The sequence below is a fragment of the Streptomyces sp. NEAU-YJ-81 genome, assembly GCF_017592595.1.
GTDB lineage: Bacteria > Actinomycetota > Actinomycetes > Streptomycetales > Streptomycetaceae > Streptomyces > Streptomyces hygroscopicus_B.
The window spans coordinates 541,141-560,434 of sequence record NZ_JAGFNO010000004.1 but is presented as its reverse complement, the minus strand read 5'-3'; the positions used below and the strand labels follow the sequence as shown (position 1 = coordinate 560,434).

The window sequence follows — 19,294 nt, the reverse complement described above, 5'->3', positions numbered from 1 at the left end:
CCCGTCTCGGGGCCCGGGGGAGCGGATGGTGCCCGCGTCAGGGGAGGATCGAGTCGACGTAGCCGCCGTCGGCACGCACGGCTCCGCCGGTGGTGGCCGAGGCGAGCGGCGAGCTGAGGTAGACCGCCATGTTGGCGATCTCCTCGGGCTCGATCAGCCGCTGGAGCAGCGACTGCGGCCGGTACTTGGCCATGAACTCACGCTGGGCCTCGTCCCAGGGCAGCTCCGGGTCCACCAGTTCGTACACGAAGTCCTCGACACCGCCGGTGTGGGTCGGCCCGGCGATCAGCGAGTTGACGGTGACGCCCGTACCGGCGGCCTCCTTGGCGAAGCCGCGGGTGACCGCGAGCAGCGCGGTCTTCGACATCCCGTAGTGGATCATCTCGGCCGGGATGACGACGGCGGAGTCGCTGGCGACGTTCACGATCCGGCCCCATGCCCGGTCCTTCATCCCGGGCAGCAGGCTCCGGATCATCCGGACGGAGGCCAGGACGTTCACCTCGAAATAGCGCCGCCACTCGTCGTCGCTGATCTCCAGCGCCGGAGTGGCCCCGAAGATGCCGAGGTTGTTGATCAGGACATCGGCGTCCGGCACGGCGCCGGTGACCTCACGGGCGCCGTCGTCGGATGTGATGTCGCCGGGGGCGGGGATGAACGAGCCGCCCTCCGTGTCCTCCTCCAGCTTCTGGATGGCGGCCTCGACGGACTCCTGCCGGCGCCCGTTGATGGCGACACGGGCGCCCGCCCGCGCCAGGCCGGCGGCGATGGCGAATCCGATGCCCTGCGTGGAGCCGGTTACCAGGGCGGTCCTACCGGAAAGGTCGATCTGCACGGCGCTCCTTCGTCGATGCCTTAATGCTTGCGTGCGCCATTAGTTGCACACGCGCCATACTAGCGTAGTCCTCGTATGCGAAGGCGGCCACGGCCGACGGGACTTCGGCCACGGCCGGCGGGACTTCCGGCCACGACCGGCCTAGGCCCCGTGGCGGACCTCGATCTGCCCGCGCAGCCTCGGATCGCGGGAGGAGGAGCCCACTTCCACGGTCCGGCGCCCGGTGCCCAGCACCCAGCCATGGCGTTCGGTGTCCCAGGAGGACAGCGTCCGGGCGGCCACCCGTACGGTCACCTGCCGCGCCTCACCGGGCCGCAGATGGACCCGCCGGAATCCGGCCAGGGCGCGCTCGGCCTGGTCGAGCAGCAGCTCGGGGGAGGGCCCCACATACACCTGGGCCACTTCCGCCCCGGCCCGCCGCCCGGTGTTGCGCACGGTGAAGACCGCCTCCAGCCCGCTTCCGCGTCTTCGCAGCCGCAGCCCCGCATAGGCGAAGGTGGTGTACGACAGGCCGTGGCCGAAGGGGAAGAGCGGCCGCACGCCCTCGGCGTCGTACCAGCGATAGCCGACCTGGATGCCCTCGGAGTACTCCTCACGCCCGTTCACCCCGGGGTAGCGCAGGGGGTCCTCGGCCATCGGATGGCGGTCGTCGGAGACGGGGAAGGACTGGGTGAGCCGGCCGCTGGGGTTCGCGTCGCCGAAGAGCAGGGCGGTGGTGGCGGCGGCGCCCTCCTGGCCCGGGTAGTACATCTGGAGGACGGCGCCGGTGCGGTCCAGCCATGGCATCGAGGTGCACGAGGAGGTGTTGAGGACCACAGTCGTGCGTGGGTTGGCCTCGGTGACGGCGGTGATCAGCGCGTTCTGATGGCCGGGAAGGGCGATGGTGGTGCGGTCCCTGCCCTCGGTGGCGTCCTCGTGGGCGAAGAGCACCACACTGTGCGCGGCGCGGGCGGAGCGCACGGCCTCGGCGACATCTGCGGCGCGAGTGGCGGAGGTGGTGCGGCGCAGCCGGAAGGTCAGCCCCTCCCCGCCGCCCTTGGCGGTGACCTTCAGCCGGTGCTTCCCCACCGTCAGCGCGACGGCCGCCCGGCGCACGGCGAGCCCGTCCGGGGCGGCGCTGAGGAAGCCACCGGTGAAGTACTCGCCCAAGCCGGGCCGGAACGGGAACAGCTCCTTGCCATCCAGCAGGACCTTCGGGCGGCCGGTGGGCGGGCCACTGAAGTGCAGGACGAACGTCCACTCATCGGCCTCGGCGACGGTGAGGGTGCCGTCGTAGCTCCAGCTCTTCCCCGCCGCCACTTTCCGCTCCTCCAGCCCGGTGGCCGGGGAGAGCGCGGCGGCGGGGAGCCGCTTGCCGAACACGTCCTCGCCCAGGGCGTACTCCACCCGGGCCCCCTTCCCGGCACGCTCGCGCATCGCCTCCAGCGGGCTCGCGGCGTGGTCGGGGACCACATGGGCGCTGCCGCCGCCACTGACGAAGGGGATGGAGCCGGCGGGCCCGACGACGGCGATCGACCGGACGGCGGGCCCGGTCAGCGGCAGTGTGCCGTGCTCATTGCGCAGCAGAATGCCGCCCGCCGTCGCGACCTTCAGCGCGGTGCGCGCCCCGGCCTCGGGGTCCCGGCCGGGCCTCGGCGGGGCGCCGCCGTCCAGCAGTCCGAAGCGGTCCATGACGGTCAGGACGCGACCGGCCGCGCGATCCACCTCGGCCTCGGGTACGGTCCCGTCGCCCACCGCCCTGAGCAGGGCGGCGCCGAAGTACTTGCCGTCGGGCATCTCCATGTCGAGCCCGGCGCCGAGGGCCGCCGCGGTGCTGTGGGCGGCGTGCCAGTCGGTCATCACCCAGCCGTCGAAGCCCCAGTCCGCACGCAGCACCCTGGTCAGCAGCGGCCCGCTCTCGCAGGCGAAGGCCCCGTTGACCTTGTTGTAGGCGCCCATGACCGCCCCGGCGCCCGCCCGTACGGCCGCCTCGAAGCCCGGCAACTCCGTCTCCCGCATCGTCCGCTCGTCGGCGATGACATCGATCGACTCCCGCTCGTACTCCTGGTTGTTCAGGGCGAAGTGCTTGACGGTGGCGATCAGGCCCTCGCCCTGGATGCCGCGGACCTCCTCGGCCACCAGCTCGGAGGCGAGCAGGGGGTCCTCGCCGAACGTCTCGAAGTTGCGCCCGGCATACGGGGTGCGGATGAGATTGACCATGGGGGAGAGCAGCACATCCTGGCCCAGAGCGCGGCCCTCGCGCCCGATGGTGCGCCCGTACTCCCGCGCCAGGGCCGGGTCGAAGGCGGAGGCGAGCAGCACCGGCGCGGGCAGCGCGGTGGCCCGCCGGGCGACCCGCACGCCGGCGGGCCCGTCGGCGAGGCGCAGCGGTGGAATGCCGAGCCGGGGGACACCGGGGGTGTAGCCCGCCTGCCCGAGACTCTGGGGATCCTTCGCGCCGTGCAGTAGCGAGACCTTCTCCTCGACCGTCATCCGGCCGATGAGGGTGTCCACCCGGGAGGCGGGACCACTTGCGGGACCGGGCGCGGATCCGGGACCGGGCGCGGATCCGGGGCCGGAAGCGGGATCGGCCGCGGCCGCCGGCCGGCCGCCCCCACCGGTGGCGGCGACGGCCATCGCCCCTCCCAGGAAGGACAGGGCGGAACGTCGTGACAGGGCGCCCGGCATGGCGTCACTCCATCTCTCGCGGCTCGAAGACGTGTGTGTACGCAGGCGTGCTGACGTTGCTTCGGTGTCCGTCGGGTGAACACCGTGCGGACATCACATCACGCGGTCGGCCGCTCGCCGGTGTGCGCCGGGTTTCGGGATCGAGGTGTCGGGCTCAGCGCGCGGCGATCCGCGCGGCCACGCAGAGGTCCTCGTTGCGGTAGCCGAGGCGGGTGTAGAGCCGTTCGGCGGGGGCGTTGCCGGCGAGCTGCCACAGTGTGCAGAAGCCGTGCCGGCGTACGGCGTACCGGGTGAGCCAGGAGGTCAGCGCCGCGCCGAGCCCCTGGCCGCGCTGCCGGGCGTCGGTCGCCACGGACGCCATCAGCGGGGCGCCGCTGTCCCGCAGGCTGCTCAGGGCGCCGCAGGCCACCAGCCGCCCGTCCTCGCCCCGGATCCCGGCCCACAGGCTGATACCGGAGGAGCCGGGACCGGCCGAATGGGCCGGGCTGTGCTCCCGGAGGAAGGCCAGCAGCTCCTCGTGGTGGCCCTCGCCGAGCTCGACCACGCGCTCCTCACCCGGATGGACGGGTGGCTCGTCCGGTGTCCAGCGGAAGACCCACTCGACCACATCGGCCAGCGGCAGATGGCGGGCGACCAGGGCGTCGGTGCCGGGGGGACCCGTGAACTCCTTCACATCGTCGGGAAGGCGCTGTGCCGCGCCCAGCACCAGACCGGCGGCGGCCACCGGCTTCCCGACGCTCCACACATGGCCTCGGGAGCCATCGAGCCAGGCCACGGCTCCGGGGCCGGACCAGCTGAGCCGGCCGGCCGGGCGTCGGCGCGCCGCACCGAAACGCAGCAGGGCGGAGCCCGGGCGGTCCTCCAGGCCCTGGGTGAACAGATCCGCGGTGCGGGGAGGGAACGTCGTGGACTGCATCACTTTCGGAAGGGTGAGGAGTAGGGGAAGGGCGGTCCACTGTGACATACCGCCCCGGGCCGGGGGCAAATGCCGTGGACCCCCGCCCGGGAGGGGCGGGGTCCACGGTCGCCGGGAGGCGCGCTCAGGTGCGGTAGGCGTAGTAGGCCGAGGTCGGGTACGAGGCGATGATGCTGGCCACGGACTTCCGGTAGGTGTTGACCGAGTGGTAGGTCAGATACGGGACCCCGCTGGAGCTCCGGTAGGTGACGACCATGGTGTGGTCCTTGGACCCGTCCTTGTCGAAGTCCATCTGCATGACGTCGCCGACGCCCATGTAGTAGACGTTCGCCAGGTTGGTGGCGCGCTTGGCGTCCAGTGTGAACCACGACCACTCGTTGGCGCCCACCCAGGACGTCGACTGGTACGAGGTGTCGTACCACCAGCTGCGGTAGTCCTCGGCGTCGCCGGACTTGTTGGCCCAGCCGCCCGCCTTCAGGGCCTGGCTGACGAAGTTGGTGCAGTCGCCACCGGCCTCGTTGAACTTCCGGTAGGCGGGGTTGTAGTTCTGCCAGTACTTCTCGGCGTACGAGGCCATCGCCGCGTAGTCGTAGCTTCCCGCGGGCTTCGTCTGCGGCCGGGACGGCACCGAGATGGCGGCGGGCGTCGCATCGGGCAGGGCCGTCGTCCTGGCCGCCACCGGCGCCGTGGCGGGCTCGTTGACCGCCAGCGGGCCGTCGTCGGTCGAGGTGAGGCCCGTCAGCTGCCACTTTCCGTCCGTGGTGGCGGCGAAGCTCAGCCGGTGGTGCGCCTGGAAGGCGGTCGTCGCGGGCTCGTCGCCGCGTATCTTCTTGTAGGCCAGCGTCGTGGTCTCGGTGGCCTGGACGGTGGCGTGCCCGGCCTCGACCCGCACCCGGTCCACCGCCACCCGGGTGTCGGCGGATGTGTACGCCTCGCCCAGGGTCGCGAGTCGCGCCTTGCGGGAGCGCAGTGTGGACAGCGCGGTGTCCTCGGTCCGGGTCTGGCCGGTCGACAGGCGGACGTTCTTCTCGGCGAGCGGGGCTGCGCGCCGCACCGACTGCTTGGTGTCCAGCAGCGCCGCCGTGCGCTGGGTCAGCACCGCGTCGGCCAGGCGCCCGAAGGACTGCGCGGTCGCGGTGTCCACGGTGCCGGCCGCCGCCGGGCTCTCCGCCGCGCTCGCGGCGGAGGCGGGCAGGACCACGGCGGACAGGGCCGCCGTCAGCACGGCCCCCACGGCGGATCTGAAGGTCGTTGACTTCACGTGTATTTCCCCTCCACACCCCCCGGCCCGGACGGGCCGGAGTCACCGAATCATCACATGAACTCCGTGTGCGTGGAGGTCATGTGATGATTTCGGCTGTGTGGAGGCCGGGTCGTGCCCGGCGTTTTCACCAGGTGACGGGCAGCTCATGCGCTCCGTAGATGATCATGTCGCTGCGCATCCGGACCTCCTCCGGGGGCACGGCGAGCCGCAGCCCCGGGAACCGGCGGATCAGTCCGCGGTAGCCCGACACCAGCTCGATCCTGGCCAGATGCTGACCGAGACACTGATGGATGCCGTATCCGAAGGCCAGATGGCTGCTGCGGGGACGCCCGACGTCGAGCGTGTCCGGGTCGTCCACCAGCGCCGGGTCCCGGTTCACCGCCGGGACCGAGACGGCCACGGACTGGCCCGCCGCGATGGTGACACCGCCGACGACCACGTCCTCCAGCGCGATACGGACGGGGAAGGCGTTGACGATGCTGAGATAGCGCAGCAGCTCCTCGACGGCCTGCGGAAGGAGCGACTCGTCGGCCCGCAGCCGCTCGAACTGCTCGGGCCGGCGCAGCAGGGCGAAGGTGCCGAGGCTGAGCATGTTGGTGGTGGTCTCGTGGCCGGCGATCAGCAGCAGCCCCGCGATACCGCCGATCTCCACGTCATTGAGCTCGTCAACCGCGGTCAGCAGGGAGATCAGATCGTCCTGCGGCTCCTTGCGCTTGGCCTCGACCAGTGTGCGCAGGAAGTCGTCGAGCGCGGTCTTCCCGGCGACGAACTCCTCATCGGTGCGGTCCTGGCGGAGCAGCCGCGCGGCGACGGTCTGGAAGAACTCCCGCTCCTCGTACGGCACACCGAGCATCTCGCAGATCACCAGCGAGGGGATGGGCAGGGCGAAGTGCCGCACCAGATCGGCCGGTTTGCCGGCCGCCTCCAACGCGTCCAGCTGGTTGGCAACGATGTCTTCGACGCGCGCTTCCAGCTCGCGCATCCGCCGCACCGTGAAGTACCGCGTGAGCTGTCCCCGGTAACGGCCGTGCTCCGGCGCGTCCATGGCCAGGAATGACCCCGCCCCGCTGCTGCGGTCCCGGCGGATCGACTCGGGGACCTTCCGCATCGTGTCGTCGCCACGCCAGCGCTCGGCGCTGAACCGGGAATCCCGCAGCACCTCCCGCGCCTCGTGATATCCGGTCACCAGCCAGCCGGCGCTGCCGCCGGCGAACCTCAGCGGACTGATCGGTGGCCCGGTGAGCAGTGCACGTGCCGGGTTGACGTAGTCGTCCCGGTCGTTCGGATACGAAGGGAGGTCGTGGAGGTCTCGGAGGTCGTCATGGGTCGTGGGCATCGGAGCGTTCACGATGGCTCTCCTTCGTGATTCCTCGAACTTTCCGGGGCGAACTTCCCGGAGCCGTCGGCCGCGGCTTCAATAGGGAACGCTACCGATAGGGTTCCCTACTGAACAGAGGGACGGATCGGCTACCGTACGGATCTGGCCAGGTTTCCGAACAACTGGGGGAGAGGGGCACACCGATGCCGCCGCAGCGGTCAAAGACCGTGGAAGCGCTGATCGTCGGGGCGGAGCGGGCGTTCTCCGAACGCGGCTTCCACGGGGCCTCGATCGGATACATCTGCCAGTGCGCGGGCAGGACCACCGGGGCCTTTTACTCCAACTACGACAGCAAGCTGAAGCTCTTCCTCGATGTCTTCCGGCGGCACAGCGACCGCACCGCCGACTACATCGGGGAGCGGATCGCCGAGATGGACACCGGACGGGATCTGGCCCCCCAGCTCGCCCGGACCTTCGCCGAGATCTTCAACGGGGAGCATCTGGATACCCGGTGGGTCTTCATCCACCTGGAATTCCGGCTGATGGCGCTCCGGGACGGCGATGCCGCCTCGGCGCTGGTGGAACACGAGAGGCGGTTCAGCCGCCGTATCGGCACCATGCTGGACGGGCTGTTCGACCGGGCCGGGCACCGGCCCGCCCTGCGAGGCACCGAACTGGCCACGCTGCTCGGCGCGATGACACGGGGCATCAAACTGGACCGGGGCATCTACGCGATGGGCGGTGTCGACGACCCGCTCTCGGCCGACCAGGTGGCGAGCGCGCTGGAGGGCTTGTTCCGCTCGGTGGACTGAGCCCGCGACCACGTCATGCGCGTCGTCGTCGGCTCGGCCACCGCGGCCGTTGCCCGCCCGCGGTGGCCTGAGCGCCCTGAGGTCAGCCCGCCCGGCGGAAGCTGTCGACGGGACCGCCGAAGCCGCCCTCGGGGCCCTTCCAGTTGATCGCCAGGGCGTCGTCGCCCTTCATCCCCACGGTGCCCTCGCCCCGTCCTCCGTCACTGCCGCCCTTGCACGACAGGGTCAGGGAAGGCTCGCCCTCGCCGCCCTTCTGGCCGGACTTCAGCGTGCCGGTGCAGTCGAGCTTCGGCCCCTTCGCCGTGACCTTGCCGTCCGCGATAGTGAGGGTCTCCAGGGCGTCGTCGGACTTCGCCGCCACGATGGACTTCCAGGACCCCGCCGAACGCTCGATGATCGTGCGCTGGGCCGCCGGGCTCGAACTCGGCGACTGCTGGGCGGCCTGGGTGGCTTCGCCGCTCGGCTTCGATTCCTTCTTCCCGTCGTCACTGTCTCCGCAGCCGCTGACGACAAGAGCGACGATGACCGAAGTGACCGCCATGTGTACTGCCTTGCGCACGTGATCTTCCTTTCCCCGTTCAATTGGGCATGTCAACCTAACAGCCCCGCCATGACCCCCACACAGGCCCCTGGCCTGCGCGGACACCTCCCCGTCCGGCAGGCCCGCCCCGCGGAACCGGCCTGATGTCCACGGCACTTCTCGAGGTCCCGTGAACCGGGCATAAAGTACGGCGGGTGCGCGGACCGCCGATCGGTCCGCGCGACATGGCGCACCACGGGGGTGGGAGGAGCACTGCTGTGGAGGCACGGGCGCACACCGGGCGGCTGGATGACTTGCTGCACGAGGTGCGGCGGCAGATGAGCCGGGGGACCGGGGCGGATCCGCGGGCGGTTCTCGACTGGCTGGGCCGGCAGATCGACGCCGATGTCGCGCTGGTCGGCAGCGCGGGCACCGTCGAATCCTCCACTGCCCGCTTCCCGCGCCAGATCCTGCCCTCGCTCGAACCGACGCTGTCCCGGCTGGCCGGTGGTCAGATGGCGGCGGCGGTCACCGAGAGCGGCGCCTTTCAGGTGTGTCTGGAAGCGCTCGGCCCGCGCGTGCCACGCCCCGTCCTGGTGGTGGCCGGTACCTCGGCGCCCACCCGCGAAGCGGCGTCGCTGGTCTCGCACGCCGGAAGCCTCATCGCGCTCCTGGACCGGGCGCAGGACGCGGACACCACCTTGCGCGGGTATCAGTACAAGGCGCGGCAGTTGCGGTTCGCCGTGTTCAGCGCTCTGCTGGCGGGAGACCTCACCCTGGCCCGCCGGATGACCACCGGCGCCGTCCCCGCGCTGCTGGACGCCGAACGGCTGCGTGTCTATCTGCTGCACTGCCCCTCGCAGGACCGGGACCGGCTGGCGCAGACCTACCAGGACGGATCGGGCTATCACGGCACGGGCCTGATGGTGCACTGCCCAGCCTTCAAGGAACACCTCATCTGTCTCGTCGCCGACGAGTTCGCCGACAAGGCCACCGATGAGGCGGACGGCGAGCTCGGCAACGAGGCCACTGACGATTCGGGCAACGCCTCCGCCGACGGACCCCAGGTGACCCAAGACCAGGGCACGGTGCTACGCCGCCTGGTGCGGGACAACCCGCACTACGCGCTGGGCATCAGCAGCCCGTATCCGCTCGGCGCGACGGCCGAGGCGTACGGGCAGGCCCTGCATGCCCTGGCCGCGGCGCGGCATACGCCCGAGCGGGTGGCCGCCTACCTCGGCCGGACACCGCTGGTGCCGCTGCTGCCCCGCACGGAGGCGGGCGCCTGGGCCCGTGCCCTGCTGCGGCCACTCGGATCCACCCCGAGAGCCACCCTGGACATCACCCGGCTCGCCGTCACCTTCCCCCGGTCCGCCGTGGCCCGGCTGCTGGACATCAGCCGCAACACCGTCTCCCACCACCTCGGCCGGGTGGAGGCGACCCTCGGCCTCGACCTGGGCGACGTACGCACCCGGGCCGCCCTCGACCTGGCTTTCTGCCTGGCCGGAGGGCAGCCGGACGGCGGCTTCGGCGCCGAGCGCGGGCGGCCGGAGCCCGCCCTGGACGAGCTGTTCCGCACCGAGCCCGCACACGCCTGGGCGCGGGAATTCCTCCGCCCGCTCCAGGACACCCGTGGCCGCGATCTGTACACCACTCTGCGCGCCTGGATCGACGCGAACACCGACGCCCAGCGGACCGCCCGCCGTCTCGGTCTCAGCCGGAACACCGTCAGGGCCCATCTGCGGGCCGCCGAACACCTGCTCAGCCGTGACCTGCTCACCACCGGCTCCGGGATTCACGACCTGGTGCACGCCCTGCACATCACCGGACTCCAGCCGGTGGACTGACTGCGCACCGTGCACATATCGCGGGCGCGCGATGCGCACCGTGCACCGTTGCCCGCCCCCGGTGATCCGCTTTAGCGTCACTCCTGCCGCGCAGCGCGGGAACGAAGCCTCGCCTCCCAGCGTGACGCCGGTCTGTATCACCACGAGGGGAGTGATGCAGGCCGGCGCCGTACGGTGCCTCACAGCTCCGAGGGCTTCTTTCCCGCGGTGGGCGCGGTACCCGCTCGGGGACGTGCCGGTCCGCGTCCCCGGGTGACGGCGAGCACCGCACCCGACAGCAGCACCAGGGCGCCCAGCGCCTGCAGACCGCCGAAGGACTCGCCAAGGACGAGCACGGCGCACACGGTGTTGATCACCGGGACCATGAACATCATCAAGGACGCCGACGCGGGACCCACCGCGCCCACTCCTCGGTAGTAGAGGAGATTGGCGACGGCGGCCGGGCCGATGGCGAGGAACACCACGTTCAGCCAGAGGCCGGCCGGCAGCTCACTCCAGTGCGTATCGCCGAGATCGGGTACGGCGAGCGCCCCCAGCAGCACCGCCCCCGCACACGTCGCGTAGGTGGTGGCGCGCAGCGGATCGACACCGGCCAGCACCCGGGGCCCGATGAGCGTGTACGCGGCCCAGCACACCGCGCTGAGCAGATAGAGCAGATCGCCCGTCAGCCGGGTGGCGCCGCCGTGCGCGCTGCCGCCCGCGCCGAAGAAGAACACCACTGCCCCGGCGAGCCCGAGCGCGAGCCCCGCCAGCCGTGCGCCGGAGGGCCGGTCACGGCCGGTGACCAGAAGAAAGGCGCTGGTGAGCACCGGGCTCAGGACGGGGATGAGGATTCCCGCGTCGAGCGAGGGTGCCAGCGACAGCCCCCAGAAGAAGAAGCCGTTGTAGGCGAAGACCCCCAGGAGACCCGCGAGCGCGGCCCGCCCGCCACCGCGCGCGGAAGCCGGGGCGGCCGGTCTGCCGAAGAGCGCCACGGCCGCCAGCAGGGCTACGGCCCCGCCGCCGAAGCGCAGCAGCGCCGCCACGGTGTGCGGCATCTGGGCGACCACCGACTTGGAACTGGAGAAGGCGCTGCCCCACAGCAGCATGGTGACCGTGAGCAGGAGATACGGGCTCTTCCAGCCCTTGTTCTCAGGCATGCCCCGACCCTGCCCCCGGCCCGGCCTCCGGTCTTGAACGCTGGTGCGCCCCCGTAGGGCCACTCTGTCCGATCCGTGAGGAATACGCCTTCCCGGGGCGTGGAACCGAGTAGGTGTCATCTGTGGCATCCAGGCCGCGGAGGGCAACCCGTGACATGGACCGTTCACGACGGTTCCCGCTTCGGAAGGTGGTAGGTGGTCCCGTTGAACACCGCTGACCAGGAGACACCCAGCGAGCGCAAGGAGTTCCGCCGATCTGGGCCGCACTTCGCCGACCGGATCACCGCCGACGGCCGGGACGGCTGGCCGGTGGAGGCCGGGCGCTATCGGCTGGTGGCCAGCCGGGCCTGCCCGTGGGCGAGCCGGGCGCTGATCTCACGGCGGCTGCTCGGCCTGGAGCCGGCCCTCTCGCTGGCCATCACCGATCCCATCCAGGACGAGCGCAGCTGGCGCTTCACCCTGGACCCGGGGGACCGGGACCCGGTGCTGGGCATCGCCTTCCTCGGTGAGGCGTACGACGCCCGCGAGACCGGATATCCGGGCGGGGTGAGCGTGCCCGCGGTCGTGGACGTCCCCAGTGGAGCGCTGGTCACCAACGACTTCCACCGGATCACCCTGGACCTCGCCACCGAATGGACCGCCCTCCAGCGCGAGGGCGCCCCGGACCTGTACCCCGAGGAGCACCGCGACGAGATCGACGACGTGGCGGAGGGGGTCTACCGCGATGTGAACAACGGTGTGTACCGGGCGGGGTTCGCCGAGCACCAGGACACCTACGACGACGCGTACCGACGTCTCTTCGCCCGCCTCGACGAGCTGTCCGAGCGGCTGTCCACGCGCCGCTATCTGGTCGGCGACACCATCACCGAGGCCGACATCCGGCTGTTCACCACGCTGGTCCGCTTCGACGCCGTCTACCACGGCCACTTCAAGTGCAACCGCAACAAGCTCAGCGAGGATCCGGTGCTGTGGGCTTACGTCCGTGACCTCTTCCAGACACCGGGTTTCGGGGACACCGTCGACTTCGACCACATCAAGCGCCACTACTACCAGGTGCACACCAACATCAACCCCCGCGGCATCGTTCCGCTCGGCCCCGACCTTTCCGGCTGGCTGACCCCGCATCACCGTGCGGAACTGGGCGGGCGCCCGTTCGGCGACGGCACCGCACCCGGACCGGTGCCGGACGGCGAGGTGGTACCGCAGGCGGGCCGGGCGGTCTGAAATCGCACATGTCGTATTCCCGTGCCGCCACGTCCTCGTATGCGGCCTTGTTCGCCCGGTCTTCAAGCGATCGGCACAGCTGTTACACAGACGGCATGTGTGCCACCCGGCTCATGCGCCACCTCGGCCCCGGCCCTGACGGTCCGACCCGAAATGACGCGCGTCACATCGCCCGAGGGATGCGATACCACGTGAGGTCGATGGCCTTTCTGTGAGGGAACGGCGTCGGTGAGGTGCGCGAATGTGTCCGTCGTGTGATCTGAAAGTGGCGGAATGCCCGGTTCCGGACCGTGGGTGATTCGCCGCGTGGCGGACCCCGTGGTTACATCCCTTCCGCGTTCAGGCATTTCACGGAGCCCGGTCTCCTCCGGGCATCCCGTGATCATGCCGCGGGAGCTGATTCCCCTCGGTTCCCGTGCGCTGTTGCAAGCTCAACGAGACGTTCACCCAAGGGAGACGCAACAATGAACAACGCGCCCAAGGTCGCGACCCAGGAGATCTCCGACGCCGAGCTGGACAACGTGGCGGGCGGGATCGGCAGCCCCGTGGGCGACGTCCTCGGCACCGTCGACTCCGTCACCGGCCCGGTGACCGGCGCCCTCGGCACCGTCACCGGCACGGTTGACGGCCTCACCGGCCTGAACACCACCGGCATCGTCGGTGGGGTCGTCGGCACCCTCTGAGGCTGATTTACCGCTCCCCTGTGCCCCGGGCCTGCCTGGTCCGGGGCACTCGGCGGTCCGCGGCCCCCTTTGATCACTCCCTTCGCGGCTGAGGAAAGACTCTCGTGCAGTTCCGCCAGCAGGCCCTCTCCAAGCTGCAGTCGGCAGAGGACATCGACCTGCCGGTGCGCTATGCCCGCCCCCAGGGATGGCTGGCGCTGGCGGTCACGATGGCGGTCATGGCCGGTGCCGCCGTATGGGCCGTCACCGGCACCGTGTCCAACACCCTTGATGCCACCGGGATCCTCACCCACGGCCAGGGCAGCTATGTGCTGCAGAGCCCGATCGCCGGCCAGGTGACCTCCGTCCTCGCCCAGGAGGGCAGCACCCTCCCGGCGGGCGCACCACTGCTGAAGGTCCGCACCACCCGTGGCACCACGGTCGTGCGCACCATCGCGGGCGGCCGGCTCACCACCCTCACCGCCTCGATCGGCTCCGTGCTGAACACCGGCGCCAACGTCGCCTCCGTGGAGCGGGTCGGCCACTCCGGCGATCCCCTGGTCGCGACCCTGTACATACCCGCGGACCGGGCGGCCTCGGTGCGGCCGGGCGCGTCGGTCGACCTCAGTGTGCAGTCGGCGCCCACGCAGACCTACGGTGTGCTCCGCGGTGAAGTGCGGGCCGTCGGCCGGACCGCCCAGTCGAGCCAGCAGATCGGCTCCTACCTCGGCAGTGAGCAACTCGGCGAGGAGTTCTCGAAGCACGGCCCGCCGGTCGCCGTCCAGGTGCGCCTCAAGCGCAGCTCCGGCACCCGCTCCGGCTACCGCTGGTCGTCCCCCGAAGGCCCGCCGTTCGCCCTCGGCTCCATGACCCTGACCAGCGGCACCGTCCATCTGGCCGACCAACATCCCAGCGATTGGCTGCTCCCGTGACCGCGACCAACCAGGGCGGACCGCCCCGGCCCGCACCCGCCGGAAGCAGCGGAGCGCGCCGCCCCCAGCCGGCCCGCGGACGGCGCCGCGCCCCACGTGGCGGAGCCGGGCCGAGGAAGACCCGGCGCCGGACCGTGCGCACCCCCACCGTGCTCCAGATGGAGGCCCTGGAATGCGGTGCGGCGTCGCTCGCCATGGTGCTCGGCCACTACGGGCGCCATGTGCCGTTGGAGGAGCTGCGGATCGCCTGCGGTGTCTCCCGGGACGGATCGCGCGCCAGCAATCTGCTCAAGGCCGCCCGGAGCTACGGTCTGCGCGCCAAGGGCATGCAGATGGAGCCCGAGGCCCTCGCGGAGGTCAAGGCCCCGGCGATCCTGTTCTGGGAGTTCAACCACTACGTCGTCTACGACGGCATGGGGCGGCGGTTCGGCAAGCGCGGCGTCCACATCAACGACCCCGACAAGGGGCGCCGTTTCGTCCCCGTCGAGGAGTTCGACACCAGCTTCACCGGTGTGGTCCTGGTCCTCGAACCCGAGGACTCCTTCCGCCGGGGCGGGCGCCGTCCCGGGGTAATGGGCGCCCTGCCGCCGCGCATGCGCGGCACCACGGGCACCCTGCTGGCCTCGCTGCTGGCCAGCCTGCTGCTGGTGGCGGTGGGGGCCGCGGTCCCGGCGCTCAGCCGCACCTTCATCGACACCTTCCTGATCGGCGGCCAGGACTCGACGCTGGAGCCGCTGTTCGCGTCCATGGCCGTGGCGGTGGTGCTCACCGCCGTACTGACCGGCGTCCAGCAGGCGAACCTGCTGCGCGGACGCATCATCTCCTCCACCCTCAGCAGCGCGCGGTTCCTGCGGCATCTGCTGCGGCTGCCCGTCACCTTCTTCGCCCAGCGCAGCCCGGCCGACCTGGTCCAGCGGCTGCGCTCCAACGACACCGTCGCCGAAACGCTCGCCCGCGATCTGGCCGCCGCGGCCGTCGACGGGATCGTCGTGGTGCTCTACGCCTTTCTGCTGTGGACCTACGACCCCCAACTCACCCTCGTCGGCGTCGGGTTGGCGCTGCTCAACGTGGTGGCGATACGGGTGGTGGTGCGGCTGCGGGCCACCAGGACCCAGAAGCTGCGGGCCGACACCGCGCGGCTGACCACCACCTCGTACACCGGTCTCCAGCTCATCGAGACGGTGAAGGCCACCGGCGGGGAGACCGGCTACTTCCGCCGCTGGGCCGGACAGCACGCCATCACCCTGGAGGAGCAGCAGCGCCTCGGCGTGCCCAGCGCCGTACTGGCCGTGGTCGCCCCCACCCTCGCCACGCTCAACAGCGCCCTCATTCTCTGGATCGGCGGGCTGCGGGCCGTCGAGGGACATATCTCCATCGGTCTGCTGGTGGCCTTCCAGGCGCTGGTGACCCGCTTCACCGCGCCCATCACCCGGCTCAACGGAGTGGCCGGACGCATCCAGGACTTCTCCGCCGATGTGACCCGGCTCAAGGACGTGGAGAACTTCCCGGTGGACTCCCTCTACACCCGCGACGAGCCGCGCGAGGACACCCGCCGGCTGACCGGGCAGGTGACACTGGAGAACATCACCTTCGGCTACAGCCCGCTGGACGAACCGCTGCTGCGCGACTTCTCGCTCTCCGTCGGCCCCGGCCGCCAGGCGGCGCTGGTCGGCGCCTCCGGCAGCGGCAAGTCCACTGTCTCCCGGCTGGTCTCCGGCCTCTACGCCCCCTGGGAGGGGGTCATCCGCATCGACGGACAGCGCCTGGAGGACATCCCCCGCGGTGCGCTGGCCGCCTCGGTCTCCTTCGTCGACCAGGACGTCTTCCTCTTCGAAGGCACGGTGCGGGACAACGTGGCGCTCTGGGACCCGTCGATCCCGGACGAGGCGGTGGTGGAGGCCCTGCGGGACGCCGCGCTCTACGACGATGTGATCACACGGCGCCCGGAGGGGATCCACTGCCGGGTGGAGCAGGACGGCCGCAACTTCTCCGGCGGCCAGCGGCAGCGGCTGGAGATCGCCCGCGCCCTGGTGCGCCGCCCCAGCGTGCTGGTCCTGGACGAGGTCACCAGCGCCCTGGACGCGCGGACCGAGCAGATCGTCATGGACAACCTGCGCCGCCGCGGCTGTGCGTGTGTGGTGATCGCCCACCGGCTCAGCACCGTGCGGGACAGCGACGAGATCCTCGTCCTGAACCGCGGCACGGTCGTCGAACGCGGACGGCACGAGGACCTCGCCGCCGCCGGAGGGCCGTACGCCGAGCTGATGAAGGAGCACTGACATGGCGTCCGTTCACCCGGCCGCGGCGGTGACCGCGGACGGCGGCGACGCGGTGGTCCAGGCGCTGGGCGCCCTCGGCACGCCCGTCGACTGCGCCGGGCTGCGCAGCCTCCCGCTGGAGGGCCCGCAGGTGCTCTGGCTCGTCGTCGGCGGAGCCCTGGACCTGTTCGCGGTCGACGCCGCGGAGGAGGGGCAGTGGCACTTCCTCGGCCGGCTGGAGACGGGCGCCGCGCTCCCGGGCCCGGTCGAGGGGCCCCGCCACACCCTGCTGGGCCGGCCCTCGCAGGACTGCCTGGTGCGCCGTATCCCGCTGCGCGAGCTGTACCGCCCGGAGGCGTACGACGCGTACGGCACGGGCCAGACCCACGACCCGTACGGCACCTACGGGGGCGGCGGATTCCAGGACACTCCGCCCACCCCGCTGGAGCACGCCGTGGCGCTCGGGGTGAGCCGCAGCCTCGGCGTCCTCTTCCAGGCTCCGCTGGACGGCGGGGCCGCGCCCGAGGCGGAGGCGGCCGACGAGGACTTGCTCTGGCTGCCGGTGCCGCCCGGCAGTGTGCGCTACGGCGCCGAATACAGCGCCCAGGCCGCCGGTGACCTGCTGATCGACGGCGCGCTGTGGCAGCGGATGGTCAACCAGCAGTACCGCCTCGGCACCGCGGTGGACCGCTGGATCGAGACCATGGAGCGGGCCCACGCGGACCGCACCGCGGCCGGTATCCGGGCCGGTGAGGCCGTGCGCACCCGCGCCGACCAGGCGCTGATCGCCTCCATCGGAGGGCAGCGGCGGGAGCGGCGGCCGTCGGAGGAGAGCACCGACGACGCGGTGCACGCGGTGTGCCGCCGGGTGGCGGAGGCCGCCGGGATCACCCTGCCCGAACCGCCGAGGGGCCGCGCCACCGAGGACCGTACGGATCCGGTGGAGCGCATCGCCGCCCACGCCCGGATCCGCACCCGCGCCGTCCGGCTGGAGGGCGGCTGGTGGCGGGAGGACGCCGGACCGCTGGTGGGCTACCGCGCCAAGTCCGGGGCCCCGGTGGCGCTGCTGTGGCGGCGCGGCCGGTACGAGGCGGTCAACCCCGCCTCGGGCCTGCGGATCCGCGTCGGCGGGGGCAACGCGGAGGAGTTCGAGCCGCGGGCCGTGATGTTCTACCGTCCGCTCCCCGACCGCCCGATGACGATGTGGCGGCTGATGCGCTTCAGTGTGCGCGGCGCCACCGGGGACGTTCGCAACCTCCTGATCGGCGGGCTGGTGACGGTGGCGCTCGGGGCGCTGGTGCCGCTCGCCACCGGCCAGGTGCTGGGCGGCTTCGTGCCCCGCGCCGAGAAGAGCCCCATCGTCCAGATCTCCCTGGCACTGATCGTCTCCAGCGTCGTCGCGGCCGCCTTCATGCTGCTGCAGAACCTGACCCTGCTGCGTCTCGAGGGGCGGCTGGAGTCCACCCTCCAGCCCGCGGTGTGGGACCGGCTGCTGCGGCTGCCCACCACCTTCTTCGCCCAGCGCTCCACCGGAGAGCTGGCCAGCGCGGCGATGGGCATCAGCACCATGCGCAGAGTGCTGTCCGGGATCGCCCCGACGGTCCTCCAGGCCGGCACCGTGGGCGCGATGAACCTCGCCCTGCTGCTGTACTACAGCGCCTCCCTGGCGCTCGCGGTGATCGCCGTACTGCTCGTGGTCTCCGGGGTCTTCCTCGGGATGGGGCTGTGGCAGGTGCGCTGGCAGCGACGGCTGGTGGAGAGCGAGAACAAGCTCAACAACCAGGCGTTCCAGACCCTGCGCGGTCTGCCCAAGCTACGAGTCGCCGCGGCCGAGAACTTCGCCTACGCGGCCTGGGCCCGTGGCTTCGCCCACTCCCGCGATCTGCACCAGCGCACCGGGCGCATCAAAAACCTCACCCAGGTGCTGGACGCCGTCTACCTTCCGCTGGTCTCCCTCACGGTGTTCATGCTGCTGGCCGGTCCGGCACGGGGCAGCATGTCGGCGGGGGCCTTTCTGACCTTCAACACCTCCGTGACCATGCTGCTCACCTCCCTCACGCAGCTCACCAATGCCCTGGTCTCGGTGGTCGCGGTGCTGCCCATGTTCGAGCAGGTCAAGCCGATCCTGGACGAGCCGCCCGAGGTCCGCGGCGGCAGTGCCCAGCCGGGGATGCTCTCCGGTGACCTCCGGGCCAGAAACCTCACCTTCCGCTACGGCGATGACGGCCCGCTCGTGCTCGACGATGTCTCACTGGAGATCCGGCCGGGCGAATTCGTGGCTGTCGTCGGCCCGAGCGGCTGCGGCAAGTCGACCCTGCTGCGGTTGCTCATCGGCTTCGAACGGCCGGTATCCGGCAGTGTGCTCTACGACGGCCAGGACCTCGCCGCCCTCGACCAGGCGGCCGTGCGCCGCCAGTGCGGGGTGGTCCTCCAGAACGCCCAGCCCCTGGGCGGCACGGTGCTCGACTGCATCCGCGGCGCCGAGCCGTTCACCCCCGAGGAGGCCATGGAGGCCGCCGAACTGTCGGGTCTGGCCGAGGACATCCGCCAGATGCCCATGGGGCTCCAGACCATGATCTCCGGCAGCGGCGCCATCTCCGGCGGCCAGCGCCAGCGGCTGATGATCGCCCAGGCCCTGATCCGCCGTCCGCGCGTCCTCTTCTTCGACGAGGCCACCAGCGCCCTGGACAACGAGACCCAGCGCATCGTCATCGACAGCACCCGCCGTCTCCACGCCAGTCGGCTGGTGATCGCGCACCGGCTGTCGACCGTCATGGACGCCGACCGCGTGCTGGTCATGGAGGACGGCCGGATCGTGGAGCAGGGCGCCCCGGCCGAGCTGATGGCCGTCCCGGGCGGAAAGCTGCACGAGTTGGTGCGGCGCCAGATGACCTAGTCAGGCT

14 protein-coding genes are annotated in these 19,294 nt (G+C 71.4%); 7 read left to right on the top strand and 7 right to left on the bottom strand.

Features of this window, described 5'->3' with window-relative positions:
- Positions 1 to 37: 37 nt before the first annotated feature.
- The 5 genes from J5X86_RS13525 to J5X86_RS13505 form a co-directional block, all read right to left on the bottom strand.
- Positions 38 to 832, bottom strand: a complete 795-nt coding sequence (locus tag J5X86_RS13525; protein ID WP_078638573.1) for an SDR family NAD(P)-dependent oxidoreductase — start codon at positions 830 to 832, stop codon at positions 38 to 40.
- 141 nt (positions 833 to 973) lie between these two features.
- Positions 974 to 3,499 carry a beta-glucosidase gene (locus J5X86_RS13520; RefSeq protein WP_208516983.1) on the bottom strand — a complete coding sequence of 842 codons (2,526 nt, stop codon included), beginning with the start codon at positions 3,497 to 3,499 and terminating at the stop codon, positions 974 to 976.
- Between the two features lie 154 nt (positions 3,500 to 3,653).
- The gene (locus tag J5X86_RS13515; RefSeq protein WP_208516982.1) at positions 3,654 to 4,415 is read right to left on the bottom strand and encodes a GNAT family N-acetyltransferase; all 762 of its coding nucleotides are present in this window, start codon (positions 4,413 to 4,415) and stop codon (positions 3,654 to 3,656) included.
- 124 nt (positions 4,416 to 4,539) lie between these two features.
- Entirely contained in the window at positions 4,540 to 5,676 is a 1,137-nt protein-coding gene (locus tag J5X86_RS13510; RefSeq protein WP_208516981.1) for an amidase domain-containing protein, read from the bottom strand.
- Positions 5,677 to 5,803: 127 nt separating this feature from the next.
- On the bottom strand, positions 5,804 to 7,027 hold the full coding sequence (locus J5X86_RS13505; RefSeq protein WP_208516980.1) for a cytochrome P450: 1,224 nt from the start codon (positions 7,025 to 7,027) through the stop codon (positions 5,804 to 5,806).
- Positions 7,028 to 7,200: 173 nt separating this feature from the next.
- On the opposite strand from J5X86_RS13505, the gene J5X86_RS13500 reads away from it, so the two are divergent.
- Positions 7,201 to 7,809: a TetR/AcrR family transcriptional regulator gene (locus J5X86_RS13500; RefSeq protein WP_208516979.1), complete on the top strand. Its 609-nt coding sequence runs from the start codon at positions 7,201 to 7,203 to the stop codon at positions 7,807 to 7,809.
- Between the two features lie 82 nt (positions 7,810 to 7,891).
- Here the strand turns inward: J5X86_RS13500 and J5X86_RS13495 are convergent, their stop codons facing one another.
- Complete coding sequence (locus J5X86_RS13495) at positions 7,892 to 8,368, bottom strand: hypothetical protein (protein WP_208516978.1); 477 nt, start codon at positions 8,366 to 8,368, stop codon at positions 7,892 to 7,894.
- 239 nt (positions 8,369 to 8,607) lie between these two features.
- Here J5X86_RS13495 and J5X86_RS13490 point away from each other — a divergent pair, with 239 nt between their 5' ends.
- The gene (locus tag J5X86_RS13490; RefSeq protein WP_308124537.1) at positions 8,608 to 10,176 is read left to right on the top strand and encodes a helix-turn-helix domain-containing protein; all 1,569 of its coding nucleotides are present in this window, start codon (positions 8,608 to 8,610) and stop codon (positions 10,174 to 10,176) included.
- 179 nt (positions 10,177 to 10,355) lie between these two features.
- Here the strand turns inward: J5X86_RS13490 and J5X86_RS13485 are convergent, their stop codons facing one another.
- The gene (locus tag J5X86_RS13485) at positions 10,356 to 11,315 is read right to left on the bottom strand and encodes a DMT family transporter (RefSeq protein ID WP_208516977.1); all 960 of its coding nucleotides are present in this window, start codon (positions 11,313 to 11,315) and stop codon (positions 10,356 to 10,358) included.
- 204 nt (positions 11,316 to 11,519) lie between these two features.
- Here J5X86_RS13485 and J5X86_RS13480 point away from each other — a divergent pair, with 204 nt between their 5' ends.
- The 5 genes from J5X86_RS13480 to J5X86_RS13460 all read left to right on the top strand — a co-directional run bounded on the left by J5X86_RS13480 (position 11,520) and on the right by J5X86_RS13460 (position 19,287).
- Positions 11,520 to 12,539, top strand: coding sequence for a glutathione S-transferase family protein (locus J5X86_RS13480; protein ID WP_208516976.1), 1,020 nt, complete (start codon positions 11,520 to 11,522; stop codon positions 12,537 to 12,539).
- Between the two features lie 464 nt (positions 12,540 to 13,003).
- Complete coding sequence (locus J5X86_RS13475; protein ID WP_078638564.1) at positions 13,004 to 13,222, top strand: hypothetical protein; 219 nt, start codon at positions 13,004 to 13,006, stop codon at positions 13,220 to 13,222.
- A gap of 104 nt (positions 13,223 to 13,326) precedes the next feature.
- Positions 13,327 to 14,133, top strand: coding sequence for an HlyD family efflux transporter periplasmic adaptor subunit (locus J5X86_RS13470; protein ID WP_208516975.1), 807 nt, complete (start codon positions 13,327 to 13,329; stop codon positions 14,131 to 14,133).
- Entirely contained in the window at positions 14,130 to 16,412 is a 2,283-nt protein-coding gene (locus J5X86_RS13465; protein WP_374229247.1) for an NHLP family bacteriocin export ABC transporter peptidase/permease/ATPase subunit, read from the top strand. The genes J5X86_RS13470 and J5X86_RS13465 overlap by 4 nt, the downstream gene beginning before the upstream one ends.
- A gap of 1 nt (position 16,413) precedes the next feature.
- The gene (locus J5X86_RS13460) at positions 16,414 to 19,287 is read left to right on the top strand and encodes an NHLP bacteriocin export ABC transporter permease/ATPase subunit (RefSeq protein WP_208516974.1); all 2,874 of its coding nucleotides are present in this window, start codon (positions 16,414 to 16,416) and stop codon (positions 19,285 to 19,287) included.
- Positions 19,288 to 19,294: the final 7 nt, after the last annotated feature.

What these genes read in the sequence shown, in the direction of transcription:
- J5X86_RS13520 (WP_208516983.1), bottom strand. Translation starts at nt 3,499, where the DNA reads ATGCCGGGCGCCCTGTCACGACGTTCCGCCCTGTCCTTCCTGGGAGGG.
- J5X86_RS13515 (WP_208516982.1), bottom strand. Translation starts at nt 4,415, where the DNA reads ATGCAGTCCACGACGTTCCCTCCCCGCACCGCGGATCTGTTCACCCAG.
- J5X86_RS13500 (WP_208516979.1), top strand. Translation starts at nt 7,201, where the DNA reads ATGCCGCCGCAGCGGTCAAAGACCGTGGAAGCGCTGATCGTCGGGGCG.
- J5X86_RS13485 (WP_208516977.1), bottom strand. Translation starts at nt 11,315, where the DNA reads ATGCCTGAGAACAAGGGCTGGAAGAGCCCGTATCTCCTGCTCACGGTC.
- J5X86_RS13475 (WP_078638564.1), top strand. Translation starts at nt 13,004, where the DNA reads ATGAACAACGCGCCCAAGGTCGCGACCCAGGAGATCTCCGACGCCGAG.
- J5X86_RS13460 (WP_208516974.1), top strand. Translation starts at nt 16,414, where the DNA reads ATGGCGTCCGTTCACCCGGCCGCGGCGGTGACCGCGGACGGCGGCGAC.